Below are 20,666 nucleotides of genomic sequence, written 5' to 3'. Positions count from 1 at the left end.
GGAGCCAGGGACGGGCCGTTGGTTCACCTAGCGACACGCCGAGTTTTGAGACCAGGTCTTATTGACCGCCGATTCCATGGATGCACGTCAGGATGGTCACGTCGTTCTGCTTGTCGCCAGACTCAGCGCCGGAGACTTCGACCCGTACTGCCACGTGCTGCCCGTAAAAAAGCAGACTCCAGTCACCGTTCTTGAGCTGGTCGGCCTTGTAGATCAGAGTCTGGAGGTTGGGAGGCTCCAAGCCCAACCTGACGAACTCGTTCACCAGAGCGTGCCCGCCGATCAGGGTCGCGTCTTCCCGGGACAACTCGGAACTTGCTGCTGCCCGCGCCCGTCGCGCCAACCACTTGAGGCCGTCCCAGGTGGCGTTGCCTCCAACACCAAGCAAGAACTCACCAACGCCGCCCAGGCTGTTGTGGATCCGTGGCCATTCGGGATGCTGCTCCCTCTCCGCCAGGTAGGCGAGAGCGGCATCGGTATCTGTCCAGTCATCGGGCGGAGCCCATGCTGGTTTCTCGTCTTCAGAAGGATCTGGATCGACCCAGCAGTTTGCGACGGGCACACCCTCGAGACGGCGGCAGATCGCGATGGCGGCTCGAAGGTCGTCAGCACCGCCAGCACAGCCTGAAATGTACCGTCCATCCTCACCAACGCCGACCAACCGGAAACCTCGCGGCACTCCGACCCCGAGTTCTGCGGCGGCACGCCTCACGCCGTCCAAGTCCGTCGCCTGCTGCGCGAGCTGGGACTGACTGGTCTTCGTGTCACTCATGGCGGCCATTATCCGCCCTAGCCGTGGCCAGATGCGGCCTTGGACGGCCAAGCGAGTCGACGCGGCCTGTTCCCGGTTGGCGAGGCCATGTATTCGCAACACGATCGAGTGAACTTCAGAGGCTCTAGCCAGCAAGACGCCAGGAGAACGGCTTGCGCCGAGCAGCAAGCAGCCCCTGACCTGCAGAAACATATTTTTGAAACCAAAAACGCGCTAGGCGTAGACACACCTAGCGCGTTGCGGTACCTTTGAGAGCGGAACTCTCTTCCGAGAGCTCTAGCGACTCTACCGGTAGCTTCATGCTTGACAACTACGAAGTTACCCCCCAGATCAGGGGGTGTCAACGGGTAAACAGGACTGTTCCCTCCTTCGAGGGGCTGTTGACCTGGTGATATGGGACACGAGCCGCTTCGGACGACCGAAGGGCTTTCCTTGGCTTACGCACAGCGTGTGGTGTCGATCGGCGGGCTTCAGTGGTTGGACTACGTCCAGGCTGGGCCACGTCGCGCCATGACGATGGTGACCACACAGAAGAAGACCTATCTCGACCCTGGCCCGGGTGCACCGGCCTACTACGGCCCCCTGCATGCCGGGTTTCGTCGTGCACTGAACTCGGTGGATCCGGCTGCCGAGCTCGATCGGGTCGTAGGCCGCGCAGTTGCCTCAAACCTGGGCAAGGCGAAGGTGTACCGGCAGGCAGCTGACGGCTTCTTGCGGCTGCTGCCGCGTGGGGCCACCGGCGTCAAAGTCGCCGAGAGCGCCTGGTCAGAAGCGGAGCTGCACGTGCGGATGCACCAAATGCTCGGTGTCCGCCTGCTCACCGGTGAGCAGCTTCTGGTGGCTCCGTATTGCAAGGAGCCTGCGCTCGACCCGGAGTCCGCAGACGTGCTGCTGTATCTGATGGAAAGTCAGGTCAAGCAGATGCTGCCTGAAGCGACGCCGGTCGTGTTCGACACGCGGCGCGGCCGCCGTTTCAAGCTGCACCACCGGGCCAACCGCCGCCAACTGGATGCCTGTGCGCGCGGGATGGCCGTTGGCTACGTCCGGCAATGGGAGCTCGCCGCGTAACCCGCAGCTGACACCGTCGCTCGCTTCACCGGCCGGCCGGTTCCGCTCTCGAGCGGGCCTGCCGGGTTTCCACGCGCAACCCCTTCTCGACCACAAGCCAGTATTCCTGCATGAGCGGGCTCGTGGTCGCGTTCCCTTGCGTACTTCTGGAGACCCCAAATTATGGCTAAGCAGCACCTTGTCCACAGCTACACCAAGAAAGACGGCACTCGCGTTCGGTCCCACATGCGCAAAAACCCCGCCCGGCAGAGCTCCGTCGATAGCTCGACGATCATCGGAGCGATCGTTCTAGTAGTGGTGATACTTGGCGTAATCACCGGCGTTAGCAAGTTCGCCTCTAGCGGAGCCGAGGAGCCCGCAGCCGACAGCTCGCCTACCTGGACGAGTAACGGGCTGACCTTTACACGTGTCGACTCCTCTAACACCACCGCCTGCAGCGCGCACGCCTACGGAGGCGTGCGCGAATTCCTGGTCAGTCACCCCTGTAGCGCGCTGAGCCGGGCGCTCTTCGAGGCGACTGACGATAGCGGCCACCAGATGCTGGTCGCAGTGTCCTGGACGGATATGCCCACAGCCGAGAACGCGGGCCAGCTACGCGAGAAAACCGACAAGCCAGGCACAGGCAACATTACCGAGCTGTCGAAGGAGAGCAACAAGTATCCGGGCGTACCGTTCACCGGTAGGCACTACGCCTCGACCGTAAATGACCGCACCACCGTCATAGCTCAAGCCGAACCCCTGATCAAGGCACCGTCAGCTGACTTGCTTAAGAACACCGCGAAGCTCGCGTTGAGCGCCAGGCGGCCGTAAGGCTGGGCAAGATTTAAGCAGCGTGTGAAGTCAGGAAGGGGTCTCGCCAACGGTGGCGAGACCCCTTCCTGATGCTGGTAGCCGTGACTGCCCGCGTTGGCTCCACAGGAGAGATCACTCAGAAGGCGGCATAGTCACGAGCCCAACACGGCGGGGGCGGACACCACCAGACGACTGTGGCGTTTGTCGACGATGTGCGCAGAGTCAAGCTGCTCATCAGGAGTGTCGGCCGGATACGCGGTGATGACCGGATCCGTCGTCCGCACGGAACCCCAGGCACGGATCTGGTCGGACAGCCGCTCAGCCAGGTCGGCCCCAGCAGGACCGTGGCCGATCGCGCCCAACTCCGACCGCCGCTCACCGGCGTCGTCCAGACGGCGGAAGGTGAAGTACGCCAGCGAGTCCTTTTCGACGAGGGCAGGGCTGCGGGACGGGATGGCGGGAGTAGCGAGTCCTGCCTCGACAGCGGCCGGATCGGCTGCAATACGGCAGGTACCCGACTCAGCGCCGGTCATCCGCAGCCAGACGCCGTCGAACGGTTCGGTGTTGCCGACGGTCACCCCAGACCACACCGCGGTCTTCGGAGTGGCGAGGATCCCGCCGAGCCGATCAAGGCTGATGTCCTGGTCGCCATCCCAATAGAGAGTGACCAGACCGTCAGGGTCCAGGTGGCCGGACAGCTCACTGTCCTGGCCGATCATCGGAACGAAGCCACACAGCTGGACCGAGTCCGACCGGAGTCGGTCACCGTCCCGGACGAACGCGACGCTGCGCGTCTGCCCCCGCCAGCGCAGCGGCACCACCAGACGGCCGCCGGGCGCCAGCTGACTCCACCACGCTGGCGGGAGGTCGAACGCGCCGACGGTCAGGATGATGCGGTCATAGGGGGCGTGCTCCTGTGCGCCGAGCGAGCCGTCGCGTGTGATGACCCGGACATCAGGGAAACCGTTGCCGTCCAACACTTCCCGCGCACCGGAGGTCACCTCGTCGTCGATATCGACGGTAGTGACCTCTCCCCCTGGCCCAGTCAGTCGAGCCAAGAGGGCGGCGTTGTAGCCGGTTCCGGCGCCGATCTCCAGGACACGGTTGCCTGGTTGGACGTCGAGTTGGTCAAGCTGCATCGCGACCACGGTGGGCACGGACGCGCAGCTGAGCGCGGAGCCGTCGCCGGCGCGTTTGGTGATGACCGCCTTGTTGGCGTAGGCGTCTTCGGCGGTGGCGGCGGGCACGAAACGATGGCGCGGAATCTCGCGCAAAGCTTCTTCGACAGCCTGATTGCGGGCGTGACCGGCCTGTTTGACATGGGCGACCATGGACGCGCGCAGTGCCTCGGGCGAGGTGCCGGTGGTGGTGTTGTTCATCGTGTCCTTCCATGCGGGCGGTGCGGATGGTATCCGGTGCGGTCAGGGACTTTCGGGAGTTCGGCGGGTGTCAGGCCTCCAATAGCAGGCAGGCATCCCATCGAGTGATAGGCGCGGCGTTCGTGGCCAGTTGCACCAGCTGTATCCCGGTCCGGCCTTCGAGCAGTCCGTTCCCCACGGGTGGTCCGTGCTGGTGTAGGTGGTCGATCAGACGGGCTTCGAGACCAGGCAGTAGCTGAGCGAGGCCGCCGCCCGGCGAGGCATCAGCGGCGACCCGCCTGGTGGTGTGGATCAATCCGGCCCAGCCGTGGCAGACCGACGCGTCCCTTAGCAAGGTGAGCTGGTGCTCGTCGCGAAGACACCTGGCAAGAACGTCTTCGGCAGTTTGCTGACGTCGGGTGTCGGCCAGGGCCAGCGCGGCGAGCTGCTGTGCGCGGACAAGGCCCGGAGTGCCGTAACACCATGACGGCCGCTGCGGGCCGGATTGGCGGACTGTCGCGGTGCGCCATTCCGCGCGGGAGATGACGCCCGGCCACCACACACGGCCATCGCTGCCATGACGCCACTCGTCCAGCCACGCGGTGATCCGCTCGATAGCCTCGACCTGCCCCGGAACGGTGATGCCACGTCTCAACGCCGTCGCGAGCAGTGCCAGCGGTCCGCTGATGCCGTGAGCGATCCCCAGGTTGGCGTGCCCTCCCCGCCACGCGTTCGTGGTCTGGCCGCGGGGGCCGGTACGGCACCACCAGCCAGGAAGCAGGTCGCCGTCATGGCGCACGGGATCGGTCAACCGCACGAGGTAGCCGAGGACCTGCACCAGCAGCATGCTGTGACCGTGGCGGCGCAGCAGCCCGGCACCGATGCCGGTCAATCCACTGATCAGATCGAATTCGCGAAGCACAGGTAGTTCGGCCCGATCTATCCGTTCATGTGCATGGGCCAACCGTGAGTGGGTGAGTGTGGCGATGTGCTCGTCGAAGTTGCGCAGCGCAGTGCCATAGCCAGGGTGATCAGGCGCGTGCAACGCGAACCCTACGGCGGGAACTCCGCGGTAGAGACCGGCCGCGTCGGGGCGTGCGGTCACCGGGCCGCGGGTCATCGCAGCGAACCATTTGCGGGCGAGTCCTTCAGATCCGGTACCGGTGCGAACGTTTTCCCAGTGCAGCAGCGCGATGCCGGGCGCACCGTCGGCCAGAGACTGGCTCCATCCTGGCGCGGGCTCCACCACCGGCGGGATCGTCGCCTCGAAGACGGTCATCGGCGGTTGTCCTGATAGTGAGCATGCCAGGCCAGTGCGGCGTGCCGGGCCAGACGGCGGCAGCCGTTCTCGCCGTCGCGGTCGATGCCGATCGTCCGGTTGTGATGCATGTGGAGCAGGGCTTCCAGCACCGCGTCGGTGTCGACAGCGGGATCAAGCCGCGCGCGATAAGTCGCTAGGGCGGCGGCGCGGACTCGCCAATGCCCGGCGACGTGGTCAGCCCAGCCTGGCACGCCTTCGAGCCCGTCGGTCCTGGCAAGCCCGATCACTTCGTTAAGAACGGCCCGATCGACGGCGGCAGATTCCGGTGCGGGGTGGCTGCGTAACCAGTTCATTGCCGCGGCACGAGTGCCGAGGAACCCGGCGGCGGTGTCCACCATGCCCAGTGCGACGAACCCTGCCGACCCGGCGATCCCGGCGGACAGGTGACGGAGCTGAGCCGCCACGACGGCAGAGTCTGCGACGAACACTGCCTCGGCCGCGTCCATCGCCGTGCCGTGCCCGTACCGACCGGTTTCCGGCAGGTACGTACCGACGGTCAGTTGCCGGACCGCGCCGTCGCGGCGTAGCCCAGCCGCCCAGTCGCCGAGCGCGGCCAAGGTTCGTGCGTAGGACGCGCTGTCCGGCGTGCGCAGCCGGAGCCGGAGGTGATCCGTCTCGTGCGGGCTGCGGTAGCGCACGAACCAGAACTCCGGTGACGGGTCGAGCTCGCCGAGCAACTGGGGAAGCTGATCGGCGATGATCTCGTCGATCCGTTCAGGGTGGGTGAAAACGCTGGCATGTAGCCACTTGGTGCCGTCGGTACCCGGCAGTTGCCCGTGGACGCTGTTAGCTACTACCGGGCTCCCGGCGACGCGCGGGGATGGGGACGGCGGTCGAGTGGTGAACAACGGTACGGCGATCTCATGGACATGACCGTCGGCCCAGCCGAGCGCGGCCTCGTCGGGTGTCTCGCCAAGGACAGCGTGACCGTGACGGGTCAGGTGAGCGTGCAGGATCGCCCGATGTGCGGGCTCGGCTAGATCGAGTGGCAGAGACCGGTCTGCGTCGCGCAGTTCCACTGCGGACGGACACTGCCACCGGTCCGCCCAGGCCGACAGCGCCGCGATCCATGCGCGGTCGTCGGATCCTGCGGCCGGGAGATCGGTGGCATCGAGTCGCCAGCGCGCCGAGGACAGGATCGCGCGGCGATAGCGCACGCGAGGCAGGAACGGCAGTCTCTGCGCGGCCGGGCCCCAGTCGAACTGATGCCAGGTGGCGCCCAGGGCACGGGAAAGGTGGGCGAGAAACCTGGCCAGCGGTGGTGGTTGCTTCTCCAACGCGAGTGCGTGCACTACCTGCGGTTCAAGCACCTGCGCTCGGGAGAGGCTGACCAGATGCAGTCCGCTGCGGGTCGCGGTGACCGCCAGATCGTCCAGCCCGATGACAGCGCCTTCGGCGCCAGGCCGGCCGGCCGTGAGCGCTAAGCCGCGATGTTCGCCAAGGGGTAGTAGGTCCGGCAGGTACTGCGGAACGCGGCAGACGTTCTCGCCGTTCGGGTAGACCGGCGGGAACGACAGCTGCACCGGCACTCCCCCTTCGACCGTCGTGGGCAGGTCCGCGAACACCCGTTCCAGCCCGGCGTCGGGCGCGAGCGTGGTGAAGCGGGAGGTGAACGTGCCTGCCGACCGTCCCGGCGCCACAGTGACCGTAAAGTCACCGCGGTTCAGCCGTTCGACACTGCCGCACTGGATGCGGCCGGCGAGCTCCACGTGTGGCGGGAGGTTTCGCTCGATGGCCGGGTCGCCGACGGTCAGCGAGCTGATCGTGTCCTCGGTCAGGACGATCTCGCCGCTGCGATCGGCCAGAGCTGTGAACGCCAGCGCGAGCAAGATCTCGTCCCGCTCCGAAACACCCGCGTGCGGAGCGGGCAGGACACTGCCGGGATAGCCGTTGGGCAGGCCCACCCCGCTGTCGGGGTCGACCACGTCGGCTAAGGGCACCAGGGTGCCAGTTCCGTAGCGTTCGCAGAACGCCACGTAGAAGTCCCGCCAGTGGGCGTGTCCGGTCGGCTGCCGAGTCAGGCGTATCAGCGCCGTCGCGGCCCACTCCATTTCCCAGACCACCCTCTCGGGCAGCACTACGTCTGCATCCAGCCGCAGATCCAGTGCCACAGGGGTTCGCCCGGCTGACGACAGCGTCCGCATCCGCCCGGTCAGCTCGTCCCGCAGGCGACGTTGCTCAGCGCGGCCGATGCCGGGCCGGTTGTGGCGACGCAAAACCGCCGTGATGGCCTCCAATTCCGCGAGCGTCATCGCGGTCGCTGCGACGGTGTCCGCGCCAGCGGCGTGCAACCGGGCGATCAGGTACGCCAGCGGATCGGTGACGGTACAGGGGCCTCGCAGGCTTGTGACCAGAAATCCCTTTCTGACAAGGGATGTGAGCATGGCACTAATGGTTCCTGACGCCACGCTCGGGAAACTCTCGGCGAGTGTGGCGGCTAAGTCGGCGAAGCGGACCGGCGAAACAGCAGCGGCCCGGACCGCACGCACCGCGCTGGTGTGTCGGACGCTCACTCGATTCGGGCCTTGCGGTACTTCCAGGCGCTGGCCCCGGACTGTGGCCAGGTTGGAGAACACCACCTCTAGCCGCACCAGCAACTCCGGGTCCGATTCCAAGCGGTCTACGACATCGGCAACCCACTGCGTATCGGCACGGGCGACGGGGTGATGCTCACGGCCCCACCGTGACTTCGCGGCCGATCCGATCGACGCTGGGGCGACCCCGGCGAACAGCCCGAACGGGGTGTGACGGCCGGAGGCGCGCACGAGATATCGCATGGTCGCGACGGTCGCTCGGCGGACTTGCTTCGCCGGTATCGCAACGTCGCCAAGCACAGTCTCGATGCGCCGGGTGAGACCAGAGCTGGCGACGCTGATGGCATCGGCGATCTCGGGTCGTTCCCACGCCGTAGCCAGCCAGGCGCGAGACGCCTCGATGTCGTCGAGGTCGGGCCACGTCTCGGGGCTTGAACTCACGGGCGCGGCCGCCGCGCGGAGCAACGCGGCGCCACGATGGCGGTAGAGCGGGGCAGGCATTAGTCCTCCAACACAGCCGTCGGGGTGGGGCCGGGCAACAAACCGCTACCCGGCCCCGCTGTCACCGGTCAGGTCATGCGTTGCTGGCGCACGACGACGCACAGGTGGGGTCACACCCGTCATCGGTGCCACAAGGTGCGACCACGCCGGGGTCGACGTCGGTGAGGATGATGAAATCCAGGTCGAACTCCGCGTCGATAGCGGCGGCCGGGACTGCTGTGGCGGTCATGAATTACTCCTAAGTGGACAGTTGTTAAAAGGGTTTGATGCAAAGACGGTCGGGCTGGTCTATGCACGACACGGCGGGGAACGGCCTCGCGCATCGCTACCAGCCGTACCAACATGTGCGCGCAACGTCTCCTCCTCTCCCGCAGGTGAACGGTCATCGGCACGGGCTCGGTGAGTTCTAGGAAGCGGTGAGCAGATGGCGGTGCGCGATGTTCCATACCGAGCAGGGATGCCGCCGAGGGCGCAGCCAACCCGAGCACTGTTTGCAGCGGCCTCGCTCGTCGGATGAGTGCTCAGACAGCAGCGCGCGGAACGCATAGGTCAGCCGGACGATCTCCGTGTCCGCGAGCGCAGCCTTGCTCTGCTGGTCACTCTCACCAGCGAACTGGTCGAGGTAATCGAGCCGATCGAACACGGCATCCCGCAGTGCGGCAGTCAGCACTTGGTCCATGATTACGTTTCCTCACTCGAAAGCCGGACCGGACGGCCACACAGGCGAGACCGCCTGCGCGGACGACGGCCAGAGGCGGGGATGCAGGTCCAGGGGAACGACGTCGCCGCCCCGCAGCCGTGCGGTGTGCACGCGGGAGGCCGCGTCGTCGAAGGCCGCGCACGGCCAGAACCTGCCCGCACACGTCGGGCAGAAGTCCGGCTCACCGGGATCGGGTAAGTGCCTGGTCAGATCATTGATGGCCTCGGCGGCTCGTCCTATCGGACTGCCCGCGGCGACAAGGATGACCTCCATCGGCCGGATTACTGCCTCCGCCACTGGTTACACCGTCCCGTCCGGGCCCGTGGGCGTCTGCAACGCGGGAAGCCGACGACGCCCGAGCTGCAGATCCGTGACCAGGTCGTCGTAGGCGGCGCCTAACTCGCCGAGCTGCGCCGAGGCGAGCCGAACTCGTGGATCACTCGCGCCGACGCGGGAATCGGCGAGTGCCTGACCGCGCATCCAGACCGTCGCCATCCGCTCGATCAGTTGCCCGAGCGATTCGGTGTGCAGAACCCCTGCCCGGCCTTCAGCGAACTCGATTGCGGCCCACCGATCGATGCGGTCGATCAGGACCGCGCAGGCAGCGTCCCGCGCACATAGGGTCCGGGCCGCGGCCGCCACCGCGGGATCATCGGCCCGAGGATCGCCGACGATGGCATCGACGCCGACGCGCAGTCGGTGCTCGATGGCCAGCGCCGCCGCCACGACCAGCACAGGATGGAGGTCGCCAGGAGAGGCGGTGAACGCGCGGACCACTGCCGCGGCGCGCGGCAGCTGTGGGCCGACCGCCGACGCGGTCATCGGAGCAGGGATCAGGATAGTCACGAGGCCAACCCATTCGGCCTGTCAAGAACAGGGACGGGACGTCCGGACATCTCCCACCAAGTGAAGTGCACAACGATGCGGTCCCAAAGACCCGAGGCGCCGACTTCCGCACAGTGCATCCGGATGCGGCGGCTGCGGTCGTCCCAGCAGGCCAATATCCGCACACCAGTCCGGGCCGGAACGTCGAGGAAGAGATGTTCGTCGATGCGGCGATGCAGAATGCTGCGCTGGTACTCCACAGTCGGAAGACCAGCCTGCACGATCGCGGCGGCGGCCTGATGCTCGATGCCTGGCACGACCACGGCTGGCACTAGCCGGGTTGTCCGAAGCTCGGCAATCAAGTCGGCACGCTGCTCTTCGCGGCTGCCTACTTGCACTGACGCATCTACGAGGTCGGACAAGGTCGTGGCCATCACGCGAACGCTCCTTCGCAAGTGGGCTGCGGTTACCTGACCTGGCGGGAAAGCAACGCCAGGACCAGGCGTGGGCAGGAGAACCCGCAGGACAGTTCGACGGCAGGGAACGCCGAAGCACCGCTGCACGGCGAAAGCGCGCACCCCCCGGTACCGTGTTCACAATCGGAGTGACGCGAGTCATGATGACGACAGTACATCTGACGATCGTCAAAATGGATACTCCGATCGTGTGCGCTCGCGCATGCGAAACTTCGACAAGCGCGAGGGCGCTACCGGCAAGAGAGGAGCAGTGCGTGGCCACGAGTAGCCCGACTGCGCTGAGGTGGTGGTTCGCCGTCGCGATGCGACGCCTGCGCGAAGCCGCCGACGTCAGCCGCGAGGCCGCCGCCCGAGAAATCCAAGGCAGCGTCTCGGCGATCGCGCACATCGAGAACGGTCGATCGCTCCCGAAACCCCTGGAGTTGAAGAGCCTGCTGGCGCTCTACGGCGTCGCTGAGCAGAACGAGAAGTTCCAGAGCCTGCGAGAGCGCGCCCGCAGGGGCAAGGACTGGTTCATCGGCTTCGACCAGAAGGAGGTTCCCGCTGACTTCGGCCTGTTCCTCGGCATGGAATCCTCCGCCAGCCAGCTCGAAAGCTGGGACGCCCAGGTCATCCCAGGCCTGCTGCAAACCCGCGCCTATGCCGAGGCGATCATCCGCGGCAGCGACGCCGAACTACCTGACGACGAGGTCGCCAGCCGCGTGGAGCTGCGCATGGCACGCCAGCGGATGGTCTTCGAAGAAGGCGAACGCCCACTCGTCTGGCGGGTGATCGCCAGGCCGGCGCTGGACTGGCTCGTCGGCGGAGTCGAGGTCATGCGCGAGCAACTGGAACACCTGGCCGTTCTCGCCGCACGACCCGGGATCAAATTGCAGGTACTCCCCACGTCGGTCGGCGCGCACACTGGTGTCGAAGGAACCTTCACTATCCTGTCCGCGCCGCCGGAACTCGAGGACTACCACGGCTGCGTGTACGTAGAGACACTGGTCGAGCCCTACTACTACGAGGAGTTGAGGAAGATCAGGGCCTACCGCAATGCCTTGGCCGAACTCCGAGTCAAGGCCAGCAAGCCGGAGACGACACCGGCGCTGTTCCGCCAGCTAGCAAAGGAACTGTGAGCACCATGAACAACGAGGACGTCGTTGCCGCCCTCGCCGCCGCGACCAACTGGCACAAGGCCTCCTACAGCAAAGAGAACGGCGGCTGCGTCGAGATGGGGGCCATCCCCGGAGCAGTCGGGGTCCGCGACACCAAGCTCGGTGCCGCCAGCCCGATCCTGGCGTTCGACTCCGCCGAGTGGGAGGCGTTCATCCGGGGCGTCAAGGACGGCGAGTTCGACATCTGACCTGACATCGACTGACCATGTGAGGCTGCCCTGGTCGCCTGACGCGACCAGGGCGATCTCCGTTCGTTAGGGTCCGTACGCTGGCACCAACTCAACGAGTGAGTAGTTCTTCTGCCCGGTTCCAGCAACTAGAGAGCGACCGTCTTCGCGGATTCTGGCCGCGCATGCTAATCAATTCCAGATCAATGTCGAACTGTTCCAACCGCGCCGTGACCTCCTCGTCGCCGAGTGTGACCATGACAGGGTGCGACGCCAGCTCTCCCTTACCTCTTCCGCAGGGTCTTGGTTAGGAGGTCTCAGAGTAGCCCCTCACCCTGGGACCATGACCGAAGCTGCCTCGGGGTTGACGTGGCCGCGTCGCTGAGGTCCACGAACCATGTGCCCCCCTGTGCAGTCACCAGGCGGGTTCAGTCGATCCCTGCCCAGTGGTCGGTACTGCTGGCCGCCAGTCGGGAACGGCAACGAGTTCGCCGCGGCGGGCCGAAGCCTGCAATATTCCTGGAACCATCCAAGACCGGCGCGACGATCATGTTCTTTACGGCAGAGACGGTAGCGCCTCGGCCTTACCGTCGCCGAGTACCCACAGGCCGCCGCCGTACATCGGCATGTGCAGGTGCCTACGCCTTGAGTCTGTGACCCCCACATCTAATCCTTACCAAGACCCTCCAAATCCGTCTGAGAAAGGGTCGGAGAGACAAATCGTTCGCCGTTCGCTGTGAGGTAACGCAAGGAACGATTACGCTTTCGTTCGATGCCGTCCCACAGGTGATACCGCCAGGCTCCTGGTGCGTCATCCGGCTCGGCGATGACTAGTGGCCACAGGCTGGTGTGACCCTTGTTACCAACCCGGATGTAGACATGTCCCGAAATCAGTGGGGTTGGGGTGGACATCGACCGGACAGGATAGGTTGAGCGGCTGCCTAAAAGTATCGTCACCTGCGTCTCGAAGGCTGTCCCGGTGAACTGCGCGGCCGTGGGAACCACGAGTTCAACAGGCGGTAGCGACCGCATCGAGAGTACGAACTGATCCAGATACCCCAAGGTTGTGGCCAATCGACCGGCCACCCAGGACTGGCCCACGTCGCCACCGTGGGCCAGATCGTTGCGGACGGAGATCAGTGGCGCGAGCCCCGACGCGGCCGTCAGCCAGCGGCGAACCACTTGGTCCTCGACGGTGGCCGCGACTTGACGACAGACAGCCTCCCAGGTGCCCATGCTGGGGCGGGCCAGCTGTTCCAACTGATCACTCGTGAGAGCGTTCCGTGACAGCGCAAGGGCGACGATCCCCGCGAGTCGAATGGCGTTCTCAGCGAGAAGGAGCCCAGCGCGAAGCTGGAGTAGCGGTTCTCTCTGGTGCGTCAGACGTGCGAAACCGGTGGCCAGAGGGGCAATTAAGTTGTCGGTGGCGTAGGTGATCCGCTCAATCGCATCAGCCCGCAACGCCTCCTCCACACGTGGTGCCAGCTGCTCCATCGCATCGTCTTTGATCACAAAGTCCCTTGCGCCCAGGCGTATTGCCTTGATCGTCTCGGCTTGTCCACCTTGACCGGAGAGAACAAGCACGTTGGCGTAAAGGCCGGCGTCCCGGAGCTGCTCGAGCACCCGCAGCCCTCCCCAGGTTCCGGGACGCATGTGCAGGTCGAGGAGAACGATGTCATAGGTGCCCTCTTGGAGTCGTCGCAGCGCGTCATCGCCGTTCGTGCAGAACGAACTCTGGATCCCCGTTCGACGCAGGAGTTTCGACAACGTCCGCGCGACGTCTGGCTGATCATCAACGAACAACGCTCGTCGGCTCCGGCCTCCCGTCCACTCGCTCACGAAATCTCCCCTCCTTCGTGGTACATGGGCAGTGTGATGACCCAGGTGTGGCCTGTCGATCCTGAGGCCGATTCCAAGCTGCCGCCCACGCTGAACAGAATACGTTGCACACCATTGAGGCCGAGCCCGCTTCCGTTTCCACGTCCTGAGAGTCTTCGCCCGAGTCGCAAGTCTCGCAGCACCGAATCGGGAATGGCCGGACCAGTATTGCTGATCCGCACGATCACCGAACCGTCGCCTTCAGCGACCTCGTAATCGATCCTGATCTCACCATCGTCATCCCCGATGGCCTGGATCGCGTTGAGCATGAGGTTGTCGACAACAGCTCGGAACAAGGCTACCGGCAAATCGGCGTGCACGGTGGACATGACCGGTGGCACGATCCGGATGGATCCCGGTGTTCTGCGCAGGATCTGCGCGACGTACTCCCGAAAGAAGTCCGACAGCCTGGTGATGCCTCCCGCCTCCGTTGGACCGAACAGGAGGTCGGCATCGGCGATCCGGGCGACGAGTCCAGCTGCCGCGTCCCAGTGCCTGCTAGCAGCCAGCGCCGCAGCCAACTGTCCGGTGCGGGTGTCGTCCGGGACAGCCAAAGCAGCCCGGACAGCCGTCAACTCGTTCTTGAGGTCATGCAATATAGCGCCAAGCTCGGCATCGTAGGCGTCGGTCTCGTAGGCTGCGGCTCTGGCACTGGCGGAAAGCCAGTTGTTGTGGTCGAACGGCTCCGGCGCGGAGATTTCCAACTCCCCGGTTTCCAATCGCGCGATCCTGAGCTCGTCTGCGGCCTCCATGATCATTGCCACGAACGCGTCTTCTGCCTGCCAGTGTGTGTCGTCGCGCAGATACATGGAGGGGGCACCGGTCGCGCTTCGTCCTCCTCGGACAGTCACCGTACGAGGACCTGTGGCGGTCTCCTGGTTGAGCGCGTGCTGAAGGGCCGAGGCAGCACGGGCGCCGCAAGGCAATAGGGGCTTCGCTCCTACCCAATCGACGTGGATTCGGCCGCGGCTGAGTATCTCCCAGTTCGCCAGCACATCGCCCAGGTCCGCTGTGTTGTCCGAGGCCAACCACACCGATTGCGCGGTCGTCACCGAGACGACCTGGTTCCAGAGCAGTTCGCTGACAACCGGTACGTCCGTCGACGTGGCCGACTGTTGCACCACCTCGACCGTGCTGCGCAATCCCGCCGCGAACAGCGGTCGAATTCTCGGTCGGTAAACCAAAGGGCGGTAGTACTGCGTGAAGGCGTCGGCAGATTGCGAATCCGGCGGCTGGAACAGCGCGGCGGCGGAATTCGCCCACCGATCGAACGCGGCACCGACCCCATCGGTGAGTAGTGCGGCGCCGACTCGGCCTTGCCTGCGCCACAGGCTCCACCGCGCAGGTACTCCGACCAGCGATTCGAGCTCGGCGCGCACGATGAAGTGGGCCCGAACCTCTTCGTCGTCACCGAGTGGAACCGCTGCGGTGAACCTCTCCGCCGCGGTGAAGAGCGTAGCGGCGGCGGCCTTGCGTGCCTCACTCTTGCCTGGACCTCTGCCAACGAGATCGACGCGCTCCACCCCGCGGGTCAGCGTGATGCGCGCTTTGAACTCGGTCCGGTGATTGGGTCCTATTGGCCCTTCATCGTCGACTTCGAGCTCGGACTGAATTTCACTGGCTACCCGCCAGAGTCTGCTGAACGGGTCCAGTAGGGGGATGCGGGCTTGCTTGATAAGAAACTGCGAAAGCGGAGTAGGTATACCGCGTTCGAGGGACTTCAGGTGGCCGCTGCGGAGATATGCGGCCGCGAGCACGGCCTTCACTGCCCCTGCGGCCATCTGAACCGTGAGGCCACTCGCGGCTTGCCCACGGCCGAGTCGAACGAGCCGAGCTATTCCCAACGTTTCGGCAAGCGGTGCGACCACGTTGTCCGGAAGCGTCAACGCCCTGGCCTCATCGGGGTCAGGGTCCGTCGTGGTACTCAGGAGCGTGCGAGCCCGGATGACTGAAGCGAGCGCCACCAGCACCGCGTTCCCAAAATGCGTGAGAACGGTGTTGCTCGCCACGTCCAGGTCGACGTTCGGCATGTTCTCCTTGATCCAGGAGCGGTGAGTCAGCGCCCGACCGAACACCGCCATATCACCACCCCCGAACGTCCGCATCAAAGCCGCCGTCGCTTTGGTGTCCAGGCGCGCCGGTGGCGGAACCAGGATGGGTGACGGGGCCGCTGTGAACGCTGCCGCAGCGTGAGGTGCATACCGTCGTAGGTAGTCGCGGGCCGCGTATCGTATTGCGAGCCGCTTCGACGGCGCTTCGCCGATCCCGGCGCGACCGTCCGCAGTGACCAGCTTGACCCGGAACCGCAAAGCGTGGTCCGGCCCGCTCATCTCTGCTTCCTGCTGCGTGTCACGCCCGCCGAACAGTTGCTCGAAGCGAGTTCGCCAGTCGAACTGTGAGTCGTCACTCTGTCCGAGATCATTGACCACCCGGCGTGCCAGTGGCGTCAGCGACACCGTCGGGCACACCACGCTGATCCAGCCAAGCACCTGCCACATCACGTCCTCGTGACTCCGGAAGGTCTTGGCCTTATCGCCGAGCGCGGCGAGGTTGGCTCGTTCGCCCCGTCCAAAGCGAGCTACTGCCGGGGTACCGAGTGCGTCAATCAGCCACGGCCGAGCACGCGGCAGCAACCCTACGAAGCGGCCGTGCGACTGATCCACTCGTGCACCCGGCTGATTGGCCATGATCACATCACGCAAGGCCAGTTCGAACGCCGCTTTGCCGACGTCCGTGAACAGCGCAAGGCAGCTCACACCCACACCAGGCATGAGCTCATTATTTTCATACAGCCAGGACCTGTGGGTAATGGCCACCGTTAGCCAGCGCTGCGCGTGCGTGTTGACCTCAAAGGACGGGCCCAGCACCTCTGTCAACTCGGCCCACGGGGCAACAGCCTCGACCAGTTCGGACAGCACAGCTATCGCATCGGTGTACGGTTCTTGCCTCTCGGTCAATGGAGTCACGTGAGTGACTATCACGTCCCAGGCGTGTCCTGTTACGGCGTTGGCTACAGTCGCAGCGACGGGTTGATCTTCATGGCTGGCCCACCCATTCGATGACAGCCCCCATGTCGTTGGCACTCCCAGCTTGTTGCAACATGTGCGACCAGTTGGCGGCACGGCCCGCAACTACGTATATGTCGGCGGTTCCTCAGCATCGGCGCGGCGACCGCTCTGCTCGTGGCATGAGCGGACGTTGCGTCCCGTGGGGACCTCAACGGCTCGGCCCAGTAGTTGCATCAACATCCAGACCAGCGGCAGTCTGGACCAGCGGACCAAGCGCAGGGGAACGAAATCACGTCCCGCTGTCGATTCGGATAACGGTTACGCGGCCCACCTGCGATTCAGCGCACGGCGGGAACAAGCGCGACAAGGCCGCGGGCACATGGGACGGTGAGACGAAACGGGAGCGCTTACTGCGGGCGCGTGGTGCGGCGGGACGCTCCGCGCGCCTGGTCGTCGCGACCTTGATCGTCGCCGAGTCCGCGGCGGCACACTGCAGCAGTGAGAACGGTGACAGACGCGCGGAAGCTCTTACTGCAGGTCGACTGATGCGGGCGCTGGTGTACAGATCCTGTCAGGACCGTTGGGCGTCAGGCGGACGGTTTGTCCGTGCTCGCAAGCGCCGAAACGGCTGCAGCTCCTGCTCGTCGCGTTCTTGTTGCTTACGAAGGTAGCGATAACCCTCTGCCCAGCGAGCCTGACTGTATTGCGAGATCCTCCTGCTGCGGTTCCACCGCTCGTGAGTGCCAAAACGGTCGTGGGCGGCTTGCCTGCTCACGCCCAGTGCCTCACCGACATCCGACCAAGTCGCACCGTTCATGCGTGCAAGTTCCACTTCGAGCGCCAGAAGTCGCTCGGCTTCCGCCGCGAAGACGGTGAGCCGAAAGAGCCAATCGGTCAATTGGTCTTTGGTCGTGGCTGCCCTATTGGTTCCACGGGCGACGCTGCTCGCGAATACTCGATGTTCCGAGGCGAGCTCATCGTAGGCCCTTGCGAGCCGTGCCAAGGACTCGGCTTGCGCGCGAGGAGTGTTCCGGTACTGCCTTACCACGGGGCCTCCCTCATGACGGCGTCAAGCTAGCCTTGACGCCGTCATGAGAGTACCCGGACGGCGAAATCGATATGCGCGAGGCGTTGACCTGCGCATACACCTTGCTCGATTGCCGACGGCGACAAGACCCTTGATGTAGGGCGCGACATCGGCGCGGTCTGTTGTCTCTCCGTCTCAGCCCGACAAGTCTTGGGTTCGATGATCGGCGCTCGCGACAAGAGCTGAGAGCGATGAGGAGCAACTTATGACCAACTGGATCTTGGCTGGGATTGGCGCATTCGGCGTGACGCTAATCGGGATGGCATGTTTCGTGACCTTTTTCAGCGTGAATGAGGTTCGCCAGGAGTACGGATTCAAAGTTCTGAAATTGCTTCTTGTGTCAAGTGCCGGCGGAGGGGGCACTCTCGCGTTTGCCTTTAGATTGCAGGAACTGTGGATGTCCTGACCGGAGTGACATCATCCTTGCGGAATCAACAACTCTCGGCGAGCACTCGCTCATCAAGCATGAGCGCGCGTCTCTGGGGGCGGTCCGCCGGTGCTCGACTCGCGGCATGAGCAGTTGTCGCTCCCCAGACGGATTCCGGCGCTGATCTGCCTGTGTACCCAGGGTTAACAGCTACGGGATTCACCAACTGCGAACGTCGTTCCGCGTCGAGGTGAGTCGTAAAGCCAGACGTAGAGCGCTGTGACGGTCTTGGCTACGGTCTCCGTCATGACAGGAAGTACGGCACCCTTGTGGGTCACGATTACACTCGCCGTTCTAGCTGTCGTCGGCACGATCGGCGGCGCCTGGGGCGGTCAATGGATTGCCGCTCGTCGCGACGATCGACGATGGGAGCGCGAGGCGGAACGCGAAGAGTTGAGGTGGACGCGAGAGAGCGAGCGCAAACGGGCTGACGAGGCCCATGATCTTCGCAAGCACTGGATCGACAAGCGGATCGAGACATGCTCGGCACTACTGGTCGCACTTCGCGAATGGGATATGGCAATTTTGAATTCCCTGCATGTCCAAGATGGCTATCCCGGACTCGGTGATCCGACACAGATTCCCTTCGATGTTCGAGAATTTCACCACCGGGCGATGGAGGGTTGGCTGACGCTCGAACTGATAGGGTCGAAAGATGCTACAAGAATGGTCGGTTGGGCAGTTGTTTCGTTTTTAACCTGCGGAGACGGTACGCATGAGCCCGCCAAGCAAGAGCAAGTGCGGACCGCGATGCTGAAGGGGCGAGATGCCCGAGAACAACTTCAAGATGCCATAAGAAAGGATCTTGGTTTAGCGCAAATTGACTAGTTCTCCAAGTCGCCTCGCTACGACTCGACCCAACCATCCACGGCGAGTTCTTGATTTTCATACTATGGTCCGGTGCCGACGAATGTAGGTGGTCCTGGCATTTGTCGACAGCCATGACGTCCGCTCACACCAACGACTGGGCACCGTCATAGTGTGTCATCGCCCTTTCGACGTCCGCATATCAGCATGACCGTGCGCCGCACGAACGCGCCACATGCCGCGGTACGAGAGTGTTTTCGTCTGGCCGGGCTGGCCGCTTGCGGCGGAAGCAATCTCACCCCACTTTCGCAAACCGACGAACCCCTATTCGATCGTGTCCGGTGGATTAATTGCTACGGCCTCGCGGTGTCCAAGGTCGATCAACCGGGTCCGCAGGCGTCGAAAACTGTCATCTACTGTCTGATCTATTGACGCGCGGAGCACCTCCAGGGCTTTGCTGGCGGCGCGATGACGTTCCCAGGGATCGCCGTTGTCGAGTAGCCGGAGGAGAATGTCACGAGTAGTACTACTCGCTGGGATTCTCGCCGCGCGGTCGGTGACGGAAATCGAGTTGCCGATCTGGCCGTCGGTAACCTCAAGGGTTCGGGCGGTGAGAAGAGCCCATTGGTCATCGTCGACGTTGTCGACGAACGCCCAGCGGCCGAGGCCGGCGAGAGCTTGGGCTTGGGCCGTTGTTCTGTCGATGTCGAGGAGATGGGTCCAGAATCGGATAGCAACTGCGAGATGAGAGGGTTCCGGTTCGGGTTCCTGCATAAGGAAGGCGGTGCTTTCAGCAGCACTAGCGAGGACAGCGGGCTGCTTTCCGAGGCGCTTGATCACAGTGTCAAGTCCATAGCCCTCCACTTCATGAAGTGCGGCGACGACGATGAGTCTGACGGCGTTGTCGACGCCGCGGAGAGCCGCGCCGAACAGCTCTACCGGGAACTCTTGGTAGAGCCATGTGGTGGGGCGGGCCCATTTGACGGTGAGGGCGAAGGTCTCCTGGGCCAGGATGCCCTCTCGGAACAAGGCTGTTGCATTTGCTTCAAGCCAAGCAAATGCGATCCCTTCAAGGGGAGGCCGATGGGCAGCGAGGATCGCACGAAATTCGAGTCCGACTGAGCCGACCGTCTGGATGACGGAGTCGAGGGCACGCTCGAACTCGGGGCGGACGGTCTCGTAGTGGTTCCGAAATTCCCAAGCGGCGAGGGCAAGCATCGTTTGGAGGCCATGTCCCCATGATCGGTTGATCGCGCTGTTAAGAGGATCATGGTCAGCGAACAACAGTCCTTCGTCGGCCTCTGGGAGGCTCTGTGTCGCCGCGATCGCCTGTGCCCAGAGATCGTTTAGTGTGGCAGTGAGGTCGGCGTCCTTGTTAGCCAGCGCCCTGACGAGGTCAAGAATGACTTCTTGCAGGTTCCCCTGATCGGGCGAAACCTCACCCGTGTCCCGGCCCTCTCCAAACGCCTCACCTGCAGAGGGCTGGGTCAACGCTGCGGCGAGTACGGCGGGGGCCTGAGGACCGATGTCGGCTGCTCGCTCAGTGAGTGCACGGAAGTAGTGCTCGACGTAGAGCGGGTTGCCCAGCGCAGTCACAATATCTTGCGGGGCAGCACTCCACCCCTCCGGATCGGTCTTCACGGCTTCTCCCATGGCGCGGGCGAGTTCCAGACGGCCGAACATCCTCCACGTATGAGGTTCACCCCGGGTAGTGGACACCGAGTTAGCAGGACCAGTCGTCCTGTTGAAAGGATGTCCTCATGCCTCCTCGTAAGCGCCGTTCGTACA

The 20,666-nt window shown here is 64.3% G+C and carries 19 protein-coding genes; 6 read left to right on the top strand and 13 right to left on the bottom strand.

Annotation, left to right across the window (positions count from 1 at the left end):
* Positions 1-58 precede the first annotated feature (58 nt).
* Complete coding sequence (locus tag AC069I_RS41860) at positions 59-772, bottom strand: hypothetical protein (protein ID WP_478267847.1); 714 nt, start codon at positions 770-772, stop codon at positions 59-61.
* A 450-nt stretch (positions 773-1,222) separates the two neighbouring features.
* Here AC069I_RS41860 and AC069I_RS41855 point away from each other — a divergent pair, with 450 nt between their 5' ends.
* Together AC069I_RS41855 and AC069I_RS41850 are read left to right on the top strand one after the other, a co-directional pair.
* Positions 1,223-1,840 carry a hypothetical protein gene (locus AC069I_RS41855; protein ID WP_478267846.1) on the top strand — a complete coding sequence of 206 codons (618 nt, stop codon included), beginning with the start codon at positions 1,223-1,225 and terminating at the stop codon, positions 1,838-1,840.
* Positions 1,841-2,002: 162 nt separating this feature from the next.
* Entirely contained in the window at positions 2,003-2,650 is a 648-nt protein-coding gene (locus AC069I_RS41850) for a hypothetical protein (RefSeq protein ID WP_478267845.1), read from the top strand.
* 134 nt (positions 2,651-2,784) lie between these two features.
* Here AC069I_RS41850 and fxlM read toward each other — a convergent pair whose 3' ends face one another.
* The 8 genes from fxlM to AC069I_RS41810 all read right to left on the bottom strand — a co-directional run bounded on the left by fxlM (position 2,785) and on the right by AC069I_RS41810 (position 10,305).
* Positions 2,785-4,011, bottom strand: coding sequence for a methyltransferase, FxLD system (gene fxlM / locus AC069I_RS41845; RefSeq protein ID WP_478267844.1), 1,227 nt, complete (start codon positions 4,009-4,011; stop codon positions 2,785-2,787).
* Positions 4,012-4,081: 70 nt separating this feature from the next.
* Positions 4,082-5,269, bottom strand: a complete 1,188-nt coding sequence (locus AC069I_RS41840; protein ID WP_478267843.1) for a lanthionine synthetase C family protein — start codon at positions 5,267-5,269, stop codon at positions 4,082-4,084.
* The gene (locus AC069I_RS41835) at positions 5,266-8,346 is read right to left on the bottom strand and encodes a lantibiotic dehydratase (protein WP_478267842.1); all 3,081 of its coding nucleotides are present in this window, start codon (positions 8,344-8,346) and stop codon (positions 5,266-5,268) included. Before AC069I_RS41835 ends, AC069I_RS41840 begins: the two co-directional genes overlap by 4 nt.
* A 73-nt stretch (positions 8,347-8,419) precedes the next feature.
* A complete protein-coding gene (gene fxlA / locus AC069I_RS41830; RefSeq protein WP_478267841.1) occupies positions 8,420-8,575 on the bottom strand; it encodes an FxLD family lanthipeptide in 156 nt (51 codons plus the stop codon).
* Positions 8,576-8,752: 177 nt separating this feature from the next.
* Complete coding sequence (locus AC069I_RS41825; RefSeq protein ID WP_478267840.1) at positions 8,753-9,025, bottom strand: hypothetical protein; 273 nt, start codon at positions 9,023-9,025, stop codon at positions 8,753-8,755.
* Between the two features lie 12 nt (positions 9,026-9,037).
* The gene (locus AC069I_RS41820; RefSeq protein WP_478267839.1) at positions 9,038-9,343 is read right to left on the bottom strand and encodes a hypothetical protein; all 306 of its coding nucleotides are present in this window, start codon (positions 9,341-9,343) and stop codon (positions 9,038-9,040) included.
* 3 nt (positions 9,344-9,346) lie between these two features.
* Positions 9,347-9,892: a DUF4254 domain-containing protein gene (locus AC069I_RS41815; protein WP_478267838.1), complete on the bottom strand. Its 546-nt coding sequence runs from the start codon at positions 9,890-9,892 to the stop codon at positions 9,347-9,349.
* Positions 9,889-10,305 (bottom strand): hypothetical protein, encoded by a 417-nt coding sequence (locus AC069I_RS41810; RefSeq protein WP_478267837.1) that lies wholly within the window; start codon positions 10,303-10,305, stop codon positions 9,889-9,891. Before AC069I_RS41810 ends, AC069I_RS41815 begins: the two co-directional genes overlap by 4 nt.
* Positions 10,306-10,649: 344 nt before the next feature.
* Here AC069I_RS41810 and AC069I_RS41805 point away from each other — a divergent pair, with 344 nt between their 5' ends.
* Together AC069I_RS41805 and AC069I_RS41800 are read left to right on the top strand one after the other, a co-directional pair.
* Positions 10,650-11,465 (top strand): helix-turn-helix domain-containing protein, encoded by an 816-nt coding sequence (locus tag AC069I_RS41805; RefSeq protein WP_478267836.1) that lies wholly within the window; start codon positions 10,650-10,652, stop codon positions 11,463-11,465.
* Positions 11,466-11,470: 5 nt separating this feature from the next.
* Positions 11,471-11,692, top strand: a complete 222-nt coding sequence (locus AC069I_RS41800) for a DUF397 domain-containing protein (RefSeq protein ID WP_478267835.1) — start codon at positions 11,471-11,473, stop codon at positions 11,690-11,692.
* A 645-nt stretch (positions 11,693-12,337) separates the two neighbouring features.
* On the opposite strand, the gene AC069I_RS41795 is transcribed toward AC069I_RS41800, so the two are convergent.
* From AC069I_RS41795 to AC069I_RS41785, 3 genes are all read right to left on the bottom strand, one after another.
* Positions 12,338-13,510, bottom strand: a complete 1,173-nt coding sequence (locus tag AC069I_RS41795) for a response regulator (protein ID WP_478267834.1) — start codon at positions 13,508-13,510, stop codon at positions 12,338-12,340.
* Positions 13,507-16,515: an ATP-binding protein gene (locus AC069I_RS41790; protein ID WP_478267833.1), complete on the bottom strand. Its 3,009-nt coding sequence runs from the start codon at positions 16,513-16,515 to the stop codon at positions 13,507-13,509. The genes AC069I_RS41795 and AC069I_RS41790 overlap by 4 nt, the downstream gene beginning before the upstream one ends.
* 613 nt (positions 16,516-17,128) lie before the next feature.
* Positions 17,129-17,455, bottom strand: a complete 327-nt coding sequence (locus AC069I_RS41785) for a hypothetical protein (RefSeq protein WP_478267832.1) — start codon at positions 17,453-17,455, stop codon at positions 17,129-17,131.
* 394 nt (positions 17,456-17,849) lie between these two features.
* Here AC069I_RS41785 and AC069I_RS41780 point away from each other — a divergent pair, with 394 nt between their 5' ends.
* Both AC069I_RS41780 and AC069I_RS41775 read left to right on the top strand, forming a co-directional pair.
* Entirely contained in the window at positions 17,850-18,050 is a 201-nt protein-coding gene (locus AC069I_RS41780; protein ID WP_478267831.1) for a hypothetical protein, read from the top strand.
* A gap of 267 nt (positions 18,051-18,317) precedes the next feature.
* On the top strand, positions 18,318-18,899 hold the full coding sequence (locus tag AC069I_RS41775; RefSeq protein WP_478267830.1) for a hypothetical protein: 582 nt from the start codon (positions 18,318-18,320) through the stop codon (positions 18,897-18,899).
* 303 nt (positions 18,900-19,202) lie between these two features.
* On the opposite strand, the gene AC069I_RS41770 is transcribed toward AC069I_RS41775, so the two are convergent.
* On the bottom strand, positions 19,203-20,561 hold the full coding sequence (locus AC069I_RS41770; protein WP_478267829.1) for a hypothetical protein: 1,359 nt from the start codon (positions 20,559-20,561) through the stop codon (positions 19,203-19,205).
* Positions 20,562-20,666 lie beyond the last annotated feature (105 nt).

This window comes from Amycolatopsis sp. NPDC043885, assembly GCF_056435685.1.
The sequence above is the reverse complement of the archived record's forward strand: the minus strand, read 5'-3'. Positions and strand labels throughout refer to the sequence as shown.

Bases quoted from the DNA above. Each gene is read 5' to 3' on its own strand.
- AC069I_RS41810 (WP_478267837.1), bottom strand. From the start codon at position 10,305: ATGGCCACGACCTTGTCCGACCTCGTAGATGCGTCAGTGCAAGTAGGC.
- fxlA (WP_478267841.1), bottom strand. From the start codon at position 8,575: ATGACCGCCACAGCAGTCCCGGCCGCCGCTATCGACGCGGAGTTCGAC.
- AC069I_RS41860 (WP_478267847.1), bottom strand. From the start codon at position 772: ATGAGTGACACGAAGACCAGTCAGTCCCAGCTCGCGCAGCAGGCGACG.
- AC069I_RS41840 (WP_478267843.1), bottom strand. From the start codon at position 5,269: ATGACCGTCTTCGAGGCGACGATCCCGCCGGTGGTGGAGCCCGCGCCA.
- AC069I_RS41805 (WP_478267836.1), top strand. From the start codon at position 10,650: ATGCGACGCCTGCGCGAAGCCGCCGACGTCAGCCGCGAGGCCGCCGCC.
- AC069I_RS41780 (WP_478267831.1), top strand. From the start codon at position 17,850: ATGACCAACTGGATCTTGGCTGGGATTGGCGCATTCGGCGTGACGCTA.
- AC069I_RS41800 (WP_478267835.1), top strand. From the start codon at position 11,471: ATGAACAACGAGGACGTCGTTGCCGCCCTCGCCGCCGCGACCAACTGG.
- AC069I_RS41850 (WP_478267845.1), top strand. From the start codon at position 2,003: ATGGCTAAGCAGCACCTTGTCCACAGCTACACCAAGAAAGACGGCACT.
- AC069I_RS41775 (WP_478267830.1), top strand. From the start codon at position 18,318: ATGACAGGAAGTACGGCACCCTTGTGGGTCACGATTACACTCGCCGTT.
- fxlM (WP_478267844.1), bottom strand. From the start codon at position 4,011: ATGAACAACACCACCACCGGCACCTCGCCCGAGGCACTGCGCGCGTCC.
- AC069I_RS41835 (WP_478267842.1), bottom strand. From the start codon at position 8,346: ATGCCTGCCCCGCTCTACCGCCATCGTGGCGCCGCGTTGCTCCGCGCG.
- AC069I_RS41770 (WP_478267829.1), bottom strand. From the start codon at position 20,561: ATGTTCGGCCGTCTGGAACTCGCCCGCGCCATGGGAGAAGCCGTGAAG.
- AC069I_RS41825 (WP_478267840.1), bottom strand. From the start codon at position 9,025: ATGGACCAAGTGCTGACTGCCGCACTGCGGGATGCCGTGTTCGATCGG.